An 11,992-nucleotide genomic window follows, 5' to 3' on the forward strand; every position below is an offset into this window, starting at 1 on the left:
TTTCGTTACCGTTCTCCATGTTGCATCGCAACTACGGCGCCGGCCTGGGATGAACATACCGGCGCGTATTCCGAGACTTTTCTCAATTGCGGTGTTACGCGTCGTGGCGACGCTCGTAGCCGGACAGACAGGCAACAAACGCGGCGCTGAGCCCGAACACCAGCACCATGCCCCAGGTAAGGCCCGAATCCCCGTGAGCCACACCGAACCAGCACCCACTCAACCAGACCCCGACGGCGGTGCCTGCAGTGCGCAAAAGCTCAAGCCAGATGCCGATGCGGCGCCCTTCCAGCAATAATCCGATCGTCCAAAGGCCGGCCACCAGATAGGCCGCGTAGGCGGCCGCCGGTGCCAGCTCCAGCTTCGGGGCCGCATCGAGGAAATGCGTGCCCATCAACAGCAGAAGGCCAAACGCGGCAAGGCAATAGGATTTCAGCGGCAGGGACAGCGGCGGGTTGTAGCGCGCGTGGGCGATATCGAACTCCCCTTTGGGGAAGCGTCTTGCCACATCCTCGGGACGCCAGCCCGGCGGCTTGAACCACACGCGCAGCTTGTCGAGCCAGCGGCCTGCATGCCAGCTGTCTTTGAGCATCGCCCCATACACTTCGGCATTCGCCCACAACGGGTTCCAGCTTTGCAGCGGCGCGCGCGTGCCGTAGATCGGCGGGTCGCCGTCGTTTTCTTCGACGAAGGTGCCGAACAGACGATCCCACAGGATCAGGATGCCGCCGTAATTGCGATCGAGGTAACGATCGTTCACCGCATGATGCGCACGATGATTGGAGGGCGAGCAGAACACGCGATCGAACCAGCCCAGGCGATCGATGACTTCCGTGTGTACCCAGAACTGGTAAAGCAGGTCGATCAGCGCAATCACCGCAAACACTTCGGCGGGATAGCCCAGCAACGCCATCGGCAAATAGAACAGCCAGCCAAGCAGAAAGCCGCTGCCCGTTTGGCGCAATGCGGTGGTGAGGTTGTAGCTCTCGCTCTGGTGGTGCACCACGTGCGCGGCCCACAACACATTCACTTCGTGACCGAAGCGGTGCAGCCAGTAATACAACAGGTCGTACAACAGCAAACCGCTGATCCACACCCATGGGCTGCGAGCGGGTAGCGTCCAGATCGCCAGGTGCTCAGCACACCACGCATAGATGCCGATGGCGAACAGCTTGGTGAACACGCCGACGATCTGCGAGATCATCCCCAGGCCGAGGCTGTTGATCGCGTCGTTGCTGTAATAGATCTCGCGGCCACGCCATTTGGCGACCAGCAACTCGATGCCGATCAACACGAAGAAGCCCGGGATGGCCCAGGCCATGATGCGTTCCGGAGTTATCACGTCCACCCTGCCTGCCGTTGCAACGCGCGCCCTCAGGCCGCGCGGCCAGTATAGCCAAGCGAAACCTGGCCACCAGGAGGCGTCGACGTTTCAAACGTCAGCGGCGCGGCCCCGAAACCGGAGCCGCGCCTGCGCGTTCATGGCTCTGCGCGACCGGCGGCGGCGATCAGCGAAACGCGACCGATTGCATACAGCGGCCCCTCGACCGGAGCGGTGTAGATCAGGCACAACGTGTGTTCGCCCTGTTGCGGCGGCAGTTTTGCATCGAGCGAGAAACGCCTTGCACTGGCGGCAGGGTCCGGCAACGGCATGCTGGCCAGCACCGGGCCGTCACAACGATCGCCGTGCACCACCAGCTCGCCGTGAGGTGTTGCACGCGGGCGCGATATGACCGATTTGGCGTCGTGCGCCAAGGCGTAGTTGTTCTCCAGCCGAACCGCATCGACGTGGATGGCCGTTACGCCATCCAAAGGCGCGGACGGGAATTGCTGGCAGGCATTGAACAGATTGATCGCGTAGACCGGCGCCATGCTGGTGGCATCCGGCATGGGTTGCACGCGCAGGCGCGAATCGCTGCCGGGACAATTGGGAAGGTCCACGCCTTCGCGACTGAGCAGACTTGCCCGATCCAGCACGCGTGTACGGGCCGTCGCCAGCAGGCTGCCGTCCTGCGCATACGTAGCCGCCTTGACCGTCACCGGCAGCTTTGCGGTGAAGGGGGCGGTGTACAGAAGCGAGTGCGGGCCGGGAGCGCTGCCGTCCAGCGTGTAGCGGATGGCGCCATAGCCGGCCTGGTTCGACAAGGTAACCTGCGCCTGGCCGCTTTTCAGGGCAGCCTGGTCATCAAGATGGATTTGCGCCTCGAAGGCCGTATCGGCGTAGGCGATCTTCTGGTCCCGATAGCGCTGCAGCTGCGCCGGCATGCGCGACAGGAAACCTTTCCAATCGAGTGCCGCAGCCGGAGACCACACCACTTCACTCAGTGCATCGACACGCGGGAAGGCGGCGTGTTCGACGTGCTGCATGGTCGGCAGGTGCTCCGTCCACACATTGGCCTGGGCACCGAGCACGTGCGCAGCCTGTGCGGCGCTCAATACCGAAGGAATGGGCTGGAAGGCGTAGACGCTCGCCAGGTCACGCACTGGAATGCGGCCTGCCGATTCGTCGGCAAGATCGCTCTGCACATCGTCCAGATAAAGATCCGGCGCCGGCGACATCACCACATCGTGACCGAGCTCGGCGGCCTTGATCGCGCCTTGCGTGCCGCGCCACGACATGACGGTGGCATCCGCCGGCACGCCGCCATCGAGGATTTCGTCCCAGCCGATCAGGCGGCGGCCGTGCGCGGAGAGATAGCTGCCGATACGACCGATAAACCAACCCTGCAAGGCGTCTTCATCCTTCAGATGCAACGCGCGGATTTTGGCTTGAATCGCGGACGATGCCTGCCACTGGTCCTTGATCGCCTCGTCGCCGCCGACGTGGATGTAGTGCGACGGGAACAAGGCCATGACCTCGTCCAGCACGTTGTCGATGAACTGGAATGTCTGGTCGTCGACGTTATAGAGGTAGGGATTGACGCCCCAGTCCACCGACACCGCCGGACGTTTGCCGGTTACGCCGATCTGCGGATAAGACGCGACGGCCGCCTGCGCGTGGCCCGGCATGTCGATTTCGGGGACGATGGTGATGTGTCGCGCAGCCGCGTAGGCCACCACGTCGCGGATCTGGTCCTGGGTGTAATAGCCGCCGTAGCGTTGCGGCTCGCCGTTCTTCCCGGCATCGGGCGGCGTGCGCCACGCACCGATGCGCGTGAGTTCGGGATAGCGCTTGATCTCGATGCGCCAGCCCTGGTCATCCGTGAGGTGCCAGTGCAACACATTGAGTTTGTGCTGCGCCATCTGGTCGATCAGCGTTTTCACATCCGCCACGCTCTGGAAATGCCGCGCGGAATCCAGCATCAGGCCGCGCCAGGCAAACCGAGGCCAATCGGCGACGTGCAACGCGGGCACCTGCACCGCCCCGTGCTGCGCATCCGGCGTCAGCAACTGCCAAAGCGTGACGACGCCGTAGAAGAGCCCGTCGTCATCCCGTGCATCGACGCGGATACCGCGGGAAGTGACATCCAGTGCATATCCCTGCGCCTGCGTCACCGAAGCTTGAGGATTATGCGAGAGAACGATGGCGCCATCCGCCGGTGCGCCCTCCACAATCTGCAGGTGCAAGCCGCGGGTCTGCGCAAGCAGGGCGACCAGATATTGCGCCGACCGGCGCGCCGCGGTGTCGTTCGCGGCGACGACGATGCGTGTACCGTCATCGACCTTGAAGGTGCCATCGGTCAGCTTGAGCTGCGCCGGCATCGGTATGAGTGACACCGGCGATGCCTGGGCGGCACCGCATAGAAGCAGGCAAAGAAGGAAGCTTGCGAATTTCATTCGTACATTCCGTAGTCGGTTTGCTCAATCGTGCGGAAGGCTGACTACGTACAGATACCACGCATCGTGGGGCAGCCATTGTTCGGTCCAGCGCCAGTCATCGTCGCGTCCCGTCTGAGCGTAGCCCAGATCGAAAGCGATGCCATCCTCGTCATCCAGACCTGCGGTAATGCCGTTGATGATGGCACCGGGTGCGCTGGTGTACTCGTAGGAGCGGAAAAACATGTATTGCGCATTGCGCTGGCCGCTGCCCATCAACATGCTGGTGTCGTAGGGATTGCGCCCCAGTATCCAGTGCAGCTGATCCCAGGCGTAGTTTTCCAGCTCGGCGTGAAAAGCCGGATCGTCCGCGAACAGCGGCGCCGCCATGCGCGCGGCGGCCGCCAAGGAAGCCAGTCGTGCGTTCTCCCCCTGCCACCACGGCGCCGCCTCGGTGTCATGCGGGAAGAAGAACGCCGTGCGCACCGTGCCGTTCCCCATGCGCACCAGCTCGCGCGCATACCCGAAGGGATTGTTGACTTCATCCGTCACGCGCAGCTCAAAGGCCAATGACCGGCGCACAGCGTCTCGCACCGCCTTTTGCTGATCGGGCGATGCGATACCGGCGTATTCCAGCAAGGCCACCACCGGCAAGCCGGCATCGGTGGGGTGGAAGAAAGGACGCGTGCCGGCATCGGCGCGCCAATAGTCCTGCTCGCCATAGTGAGTGGTGAGGCGAGCCATCAGACTCTCCGCCCGATGCCGGGCCGCTTGGCGCCAGGCCTCGTCGTGAGTGGCGCGATACAGCTCCGTGGCGGCGAGCAAGGCGCAGTAATCATCGACGATGTTTTCCACGTGGTCGTTGATGAGCTCCCTGTTGTGCGCATCCAGGAAGCGGTAGGCATCTTCCGCCGTTTGCAAATATTGCTTGCTGCTGAAATCCCCGTGAGCGTTCATGGTGCTGGCCAATGCCAGCGCTGCGATGGCCACGCCACCGCCAGCACGAAAGCTCGCTTCATAACCGTGCGGGCCGTGCGTGGGTGTTATCTGCTCGGTCGTATCGTTGGCGTTGCGCTTGATCTGCGTGCGCCAGTTGGGATCGCCGATGCGCCGGTCCTGCGGCAATTTGCCGGGACCGGGTGCGTCGATCGATTGATAGAAGGAACCGTCCGGGCGTTTGTCGCGCACCAAGAAATCCGCGCCGAACAAGCCTTCGTCCAGCAGACGGCGCAAGTATTGGCTGAAGTCTGGATCGTGGCGCGCATCCAATTGCTGGTAGCTGCGCAGGAGGCTCCAGACCACCAGCGGCACCTGTTGCGTATTGAAATAGGAAGTGAGGTTCTGATGCGACAGATGGATGCCATAGTCGCCCGTGGCGTCATACCAGCCGCCGTGAATGTCGAGCGCGCCAGGCTTGCCATAAGGGTTCGGCAGATGGCGGTCTGCATCGTCCATCAAGCCGCTGGCACGCTGACCTTTGAAGTAGTAGACGACATTGGAGAAGGTATTGCGCTCCAGTACATCGCCCTGCACCAGGAACTCGTCGGAGCGGATGCATGCATCGCCTTGCTTCAACGCAACGACATAGCGGCCCGGTGTTTTCAACGAGGAAAAATCAGCACGCCAATAATGTTGGCCACCCCACTTCGCTACCGACCCGGTGTCCTGCAAGTGACCGGAAAGCACCGGTTTATCGGTGTTCGTGTCGATGACCTGAAAATCGCCGAGAGACTGACCGGCGTCGGCCGCCACGAGCGCCTGCTTGGTCGCCTGCAGGTCATAACCGACCTGATCGACCAACACCTTGGGAACCGCCGCCTGCGCTTGCAGCGCCCACATTCCAAGGCCCAAGGCGACACCGCGCAGCAACGTCTTCATGTACGACCTCCACTCAAGGCGATATCGGGGCATCGTCCGGAGACGCTCCGCACATCCGTTTCACTACCATCCACCCACACCTCCCCTTCCTTCTCGGCAAAAAACGGACCTGGCAAGATTGCCAGGTCCTTTGTGGGGAAAGGGAGCGCTTTCGGCTGTGCATCAGAACTTGAAATGCGCCTCAAGCATGTATTCGCGGCCGCTGACGTATTCGTTCAGCAACTGTGTGTTGGTCGGACCGATGTATTGCTTGTAGACCGAATTGAGCATATTGAGCAGGTTGAGGGTCAGGCCGAAGTTCTTGGTGATCTGGTAACCGGCTGATCCGTCGAGCTCGCGATACATGCTCGTGTAAGCCGGTGCAGCGCCTGCTACGTAACCGCCGGCCAGGTACTTGCTCCGGTAGTTGTACGAAATACTGGCGCTGTACGGCCCTTTTTCGAAATACGGAGCAAACGTATAGGAGTTCTTGGAGTTGTACGGCAACCAATTGCCACCCTGAATCTCGTGAGCCGTACGCGAATCGGAGTACGTATAGTTGGCGCGAATGCCGAATCCGCTGTCTCCAAAAGCCTGCTGGTAACTGATCGCCGCACCTTTGACTTTCGCCCGGCCGCCATTGATGGGCGAAGACACCTGATATTGGCAATCGCCGCTGGGAGTGCACAGGCCGGCATTGATCAGCATCTGGCCGATGGTGCCCGTGCCGATCGACGACCACGAGCTGTTTTGCTGATTCTGCAACGTGGCCACGTTCACCACGTAGTTGAGTACATTCTTGTAGAAGCCCGAGAACGCAACCACGGACTCGCTGTTGAAGTAATACTCGGCGGAAAAGTCCACATTCACCGAACGATAGGGCTTGAGATTCGGATTGCCTTCGGTCGCCGTGAGCGGAACGGTGGTGTCGTTGGATTCGAAGAACGGCGCCAACTCGTTGTACGGCGCATAAGCCAAGGTCTCCGACGCTGCACCGCGAAGAATCACGTCGGGCGCGACGTTCCAAGCGATGTTGAAGGCAGGCAACCAGTTGTTGCTGGTGTGGATGGTGCCTACGTAACCGTATCCGGCCGGAAAAACGCAGCCATAGGTACTGGTCGGGCAGATGCCTGCCGGAACGTCGTAGCCGTAGGAGTCGAGCTTGGTATGCACGTAGCGCACGCCAAGATTTCCGTGGACATCGTCCGTACCGAAATTGGCCTGAAAGTAGGCCGCACTGTTTTGCTGCTGGACGTTGAACGTATTGCCGTACGTTTCGTACGGATTGTTGGCGATGAGCGGGTTGTCGGGATTCAACACCGCACTGAATACGCAGTCGTAACCGCAGGTCTGGACATGCTGTATGGTGCTACCGCCCAGCCCGATGCTCTTGGCACCTTTGAGATTGCTCAGGCCGCCGAAGCCCACGTCATCCAGCGTTTGCTCGCCGAGGCCGGAATAGTCGACCAGGCTCTGGCTCTCCCAGTGGGAGGCGTAGCGCACGCCGACCAGGAGTTCGTTGACGAAGCCGTCGAGATCCTTGCTGAAATCCAGCTGACCGTACGAGTCTTTGGTCTTGTAGGGCTTGTAGCCGATGCTGCCACCACCACCTTCGGTATCGGCCCAGTAGGCGGGGTTGTTGGCGGTCGCCGGATCGGTGAAATTGAATCCTTTCTGCGTATTCCAGTTGAATCCGCCGCCGTAGAAAAATTCTTCGAAGGCTTGCGAGATCGTATTGCTCGATGTGCTCACGCCAACCTGGCCGCCCAGGCGCCAACCATCCCCATAGAAGGTTCCGCGCCAGTCGATGCCCTTGGTGCGAATCAGCGAACCGCGCGCGTCGTTGTCTTCAAATACCTGCGCCGCGGAAGCGTTGCTGCCGCACGTAAAACTTTGATAGCACGGGGTACCGGCCACGGTGCCGGAATTGATGATGCCGGCCGAGTTGGCCGGGCCAAGCGACGTGATCGGACTGGTCGAGGTAATCGGATACAGCGACGTATTGATGTTGTTCAAACTGTCCGTCATGTACATCAGGCTGAGCGTAGAGTCGAAGTGCTCGTTCGGTTTGTACTGAAGATTGACCAGAACGCTGTTGCGCTTCTCCGTTTGCTGGAAATAGGCGGAATTGAGTTCGCTCGGAAACTGGTCGGTCGGCTTGATCGCTCCACTCGCCACCTCGGCGGCCACGGCTGGGTTGCTTCCCATCACCTGGCTCACGGGGGTGTAGCCGAAAATCTCCTGGCCTTGGCGCGAGGTGATCTCTTCATAATGCTGCGCCGATACGTCGACACCGAAGGTCTTGTCCGCGTTGTGCCAACTGTAGAAGACCGAACCGTTCGGCCGGTGGTTCTGCGTCATGTCGTTGTAGTTGACGCCGAACGATCCGCTGACCGTGTTGGACGCAATATCCAGCGGTTGCACGGTGTGCATGAATACCGTGCCGCCCAGACTGCCTTCGGGCAGGCGGGCCTCCGGGCTTTTGAAAATTTCCAGCCTGCCGAGAATTTCCGGAGGCAGCAGCGAGTAATTGAAGCCTCGGTTCGGGCTGTCGCCATACAGCCACATCGCCTGCGCCACCGGATGACCGTCCAGGAAGGCCAGGTTGAGGCTTGGGTCGATGCCATCGATGCTCACGCGCTGGGTAGCGCCGAACAAATGATCCAGTGTCACGCCAGGCACCTGTGCCAATGCTTCGGCGACATTAGTGGCGGGAAACTTGCCAATGTCTTCCGCGGTGATTGCATCGACGATGGCATCGGCATTGCGCTTGGTGTCCATCGATGCCTGCAAGCTGGCGCGGATGCCAACGACCGTTACCGTGGCCAGCTTTTTGGCATTGGCCTTTTCGGCCTGCTGTTCCGTGGACTGACCCGAAGGATTGTTGCTGGGGGTAGTTTGTGCCGCGTCCTGTGCGTGCAGCGCACCGGACAGACACAGGCCGACGAAGATGCTCGCGGCGAGCAGGCTCTTTTGGTGTGACATGGCTTCCTCCGCTTAGAGTCGTTGCACAGCTACGGAAATGCTTGCGACATGCCCGTGCTGCGGGGCTATGGGCTTGCGCCCAGGTGGGGTTGAATACCTCGCTTTCGGTTACGCGTACTCGACACGCCCGCCACGGAGCATGCCGATTGACTCGTTACGGGCAGCGCCCCCTGCCCAAAGCCCGGTGCACGTATGCGTGCACGACACCTTGCCGATGCCTCACCAACAAAAAGAGCGATGCCGGCCAAGCCGACATCGCCCCTGTTTACATCACGAACCTTGTCTTCTCATGCCCTTCACTCCAGGCAGACCCCGGGAAAAAACGGACCTGGCAATCATCGCCAGGTCCTTGGCGGGGAAGTAAGTTAGAACTTGAAGTTCACGTTGAAGTAGTACTGGCGGCCGTTCACGTAGAACGCTTCCGGCACCTTGCCGAAGTTGAGTCCGGCCAGGCGGCCGTCGTCGTAGTAGCGCAGCTTCGGATTGTTGAGGTTCATCGCGTCGAACGAGAAGCTCACGTGATCGTTGAGCTTGTAGCCGGCCGACAGCGACAAGTAACCCGCACCCGCCTGGAAATAGGGCTCCAGCGGAATATTGCCGGTGCTGATCACTTCCATGCCGTCATAGAACGACGAACGGTAGGTGTAGCTGATACGCGCATTCCAGTTGGTGTCTTCATAGTAGGCAGACAGATTGACGGTGTTCTTGGAATTGCCGATCAGCGGACGGGTGCCTGCCGCCACGTTGTTGGCGACCGAACCGTCGGGGTTGTAAAGCAAGGTGCCGCCCGACTCGTGACCGTCGCTGTAGGTGTAGTTGGTATCCACACCGAAGTTGTCGCCGATCGGCTGGACGTAGGTCAGCTCCACACCCTTCACGTTGCCATCGACATTGACCGGCACGCTGACCAGATAGTCGCTGAAGTAGATATTGTGGTTCGGGTTGGCGGTCGGGTTGTTGGTCAGATAGTTGTTGACGTAGGTACGGGTGACGCCGCCGTAGTCGTAGTAGTTCTTCAGATCCATGTTGAATACGCTGGCCGACAACAGGCCGCGTGCCGAGAAATACCATTCCAGGGACGCGTCGAAGTTGGTGGAGATCAGCGGCTTCAAATACGGGTTGCTGCCGGTGCCGCCGCCGATGCCGTCCTGCGTATGCGGATCGTTGAGCGTTACCGGTCCGGCCAACTGGCTGTAGTCCTGCCGGCTCAACGTTTGCGACGCGGCGAAGCGGGCCAACAGGCTGCCGTCCTCGTTGAGGTTGAACTTCAGATTGAAGCTCGGCAGGAACTTGTTGTAGCTGTGGCGGTAGAAGTTCCAGTAGTACGGCTGCCCGACCACGGCGGTACCTGGCAGGAACAACGTACCCGGTTCCGGATAGTAGGAGGACTCGATCGGCGAAGCACTGGTGTAGCCAATGTCTTCGCTGGTGCCGGACCAGCGTACGCCTGCGTTGCCGCTCCAACGATCCGTTGAGAAGTTCGCCTGGAAATAGACGGCCTTATCCCACTCATTCACCCTGTAGAACTGCGTGGGATCGACACGGCTAGTGATCGCGCCCGGCGCATTGGAGGACGGCCGACTGGCATACAAGCTGTCCAGGTAGGCGAGTTGCCCCGGCGTCCACGTCCAGATGTTGGACGGCATGCCGCCGACGCCAAGATCACTGGCAAAGCTGCCCGGGTAGCTGCCGCCGGCCGGCATCAGATAGACCGCCGGGTTGTACGCCGAGGTGGCTCCAGGCGGGCAGTAGTACGGCGAATCGCCCCAGGAAAGCGCCTGGCCGTTGCTGCAGCCTGGTCCCTGACCGATGGCAGTAAGGCTTTCGCGTGTGTGATGCGCGTAGCGCACGCCGAATTCAAACGAAGACAAGGCTCCCGCATCGTCGAAATCGAATTCGCCGTCGGCCTTGAGCCAGTTTTCCTTGTCGATGACGTGAATGTCCTGCTCGCCGAAGATCCAGCTGAAAGTATTGCCGGGATTGTTGGCGCTATTGGTTCCACCCAGCGACCAATCGGCCGGCGAACCCGTGCCATTCTGCGAATAGCCGGCCGCCTGACCGCTACCGGTATTCAACTCCATCACATCCTGTTCGGGCGTATTGCCGGTGCCCTTGGTGGTGCCACCTTCGAACTTGAAGCTCAGATCCTGGGTGACCTTCCAATCCGCATCGAGCGTCACGTACCAGCTGGAAGCGGACTCGCCCGGACGCGAGATCTGGTCGTAAACGCCGGGCGTCACGCCTGCCACGCCGGGATAGCCCGCGCTGGTGAGCACGTTGTTCGAAACCGTGTAGTTGCTCAGCGCAGTAGCCGTCGGCAGGTGGCTGAAGTTGTACAACATGTAGTTGTAGTTGACGTCCGTGGCATCCATCTTGGAATAGAAGCCATTGAGGTCGAGCGTCAGGTTGTCGAGTGGCTTCCATTCCACGTCGAGCACGCCGCCCTTGCGCTTGCGCGTCTGTTGGAACAGCGCCGCACCCGGCAGGTTGGGATAATACTTTCCAGCCAGGTTCGGATACGCCGTGGCCAGCGCCGAGGTAGCGGGAATGTACGAGTAGCCAAGCATTTCCTGGCCATCGCGCTGCAGGCTGCGTTCTTCGTAGAAGCCCTGGATCATGGCGCCAAACGTGTTGTCGCTGTTTTTCCAGTTGAACAACCCGTTGAACTGCGGCTTGGTTTGGCCAGGCAGGTCGGAATACACGCCGCCGACGGACGCTTCGCCATAGATCGGCTTGTCGAATTCAAGCGGCTTGCGCGTGATGATGTCGACGGTACCGGCGGCACCGCCCTCCAGCAGCTTCGCCTCGGAGCTCTTGTACACCTGTACTTCGCTTACCACTTCGGATGGCAGCAAGCTGTAGCTGACGCTGCGCCCACTGTTGTCGTTGAGCACGAACCAGTCGCCGGAGCTGACGGGGTGACCATTGACGGAGGTCAGGGTCAACGACGGCGAGGTGCCGCGCAAGCTGACGCGATCGGCTTCGTCGAAGCCGCCTTCGGAACCGGCGGCGTCGCTGATGTTCACGCCAGGCAGGCGTTCCAGCGTGTCGGCCACGTTCTTGGCCGGCAGCTTGCCGATGTCCTGGGCAGTAACGACTTCGACGTGAGCGTCGGCGGTCTTCTTCAGATCCAGCGACATGGCTTCCGAGTTGCGGATGCCGGTCACCGTAATGGTGTTCAGCTCCTTGGCTTTGGTCGAATCGGGCTTCTGCTGCTGGCCGGTCTGGCTGGTCTGGCTGTTGGTGCTCGTCTGGCCGTTGTCTTGCGCGTATGCGGCGCCGGACAAGCACAGACCCGCGATGATGCTCGCGGCAAGCATGGTCTTGCGATGTGACATGGCTTCCTCCCCTCAGAGGCATTTTTTTCAGCAACGGAAAATGTTCGCGGCATGCC

The 11,992-nt window shown here is 60.7% G+C and carries 5 protein-coding genes; all 5 read right to left on the minus strand.

Annotation, left to right across the window (positions count from 1 at the left end):
• Positions 1 to 94 precede the first annotated feature (94 nt).
• The 5 genes from ISS99_RS01255 to ISS99_RS01275 all read right to left on the minus strand — a co-directional run bounded on the left by ISS99_RS01255 (position 95) and on the right by ISS99_RS01275 (position 11,936).
• Entirely contained in the window at positions 95 to 1,321 is a 1,227-nt protein-coding gene (locus ISS99_RS01255) for a sterol desaturase family protein (RefSeq protein WP_239537544.1), read from the minus strand.
• A 158-nt stretch (positions 1,322 to 1,479) separates the two neighbouring features.
• Entirely contained in the window at positions 1,480 to 3,777 is a 2,298-nt protein-coding gene (locus ISS99_RS01260) for a beta-N-acetylhexosaminidase (protein ID WP_204629749.1), read from the minus strand.
• Between the two features lie 24 nt (positions 3,778 to 3,801).
• Positions 3,802 to 5,634: a glycoside hydrolase family 9 protein gene (locus ISS99_RS01265; protein WP_204629750.1), complete on the minus strand. Its 1,833-nt coding sequence runs from the start codon at positions 5,632 to 5,634 to the stop codon at positions 3,802 to 3,804.
• 162 nt (positions 5,635 to 5,796) lie between these two features.
• Positions 5,797 to 8,598, minus strand: coding sequence for a TonB-dependent receptor (locus tag ISS99_RS01270; RefSeq protein WP_204629751.1), 2,802 nt, complete (start codon positions 8,596 to 8,598; stop codon positions 5,797 to 5,799).
• Between the two features lie 365 nt (positions 8,599 to 8,963).
• Positions 8,964 to 11,936 carry a TonB-dependent receptor gene (locus ISS99_RS01275; RefSeq protein ID WP_204629752.1) on the minus strand — a complete coding sequence of 991 codons (2,973 nt, stop codon included), beginning with the start codon at positions 11,934 to 11,936 and terminating at the stop codon, positions 8,964 to 8,966.
• Between the last annotated feature and the right edge of the window lie 56 nt (positions 11,937 to 11,992).

The sequence above is a fragment of the Dyella mobilis genome (genome assembly GCF_016904945.1).
In the GTDB taxonomy this organism is placed as follows: domain Bacteria; phylum Pseudomonadota; class Gammaproteobacteria; order Xanthomonadales; family Rhodanobacteraceae; genus Dyella_B; species Dyella_B mobilis.

Coding starts and splice junctions, on each gene's coding strand:
- ISS99_RS01255 (WP_239537544.1), bottom strand. CDS start 1,321: ATGGCCTGGGCCATCCCGGGCTTCTTCGTGTTGATCGGCATCGAGTTG.
- ISS99_RS01260 (WP_204629749.1), bottom strand. CDS start 3,777: ATGAAATTCGCAAGCTTCCTTCTTTGCCTGCTTCTATGCGGTGCCGCC.
- ISS99_RS01265 (WP_204629750.1), bottom strand. CDS start 5,634: ATGAAGACGTTGCTGCGCGGTGTCGCCTTGGGCCTTGGAATGTGGGCG.
- ISS99_RS01270 (WP_204629751.1), bottom strand. CDS start 8,598: ATGTCACACCAAAAGAGCCTGCTCGCCGCGAGCATCTTCGTCGGCCTG.
- ISS99_RS01275 (WP_204629752.1), bottom strand. CDS start 11,936: ATGTCACATCGCAAGACCATGCTTGCCGCGAGCATCATCGCGGGTCTG.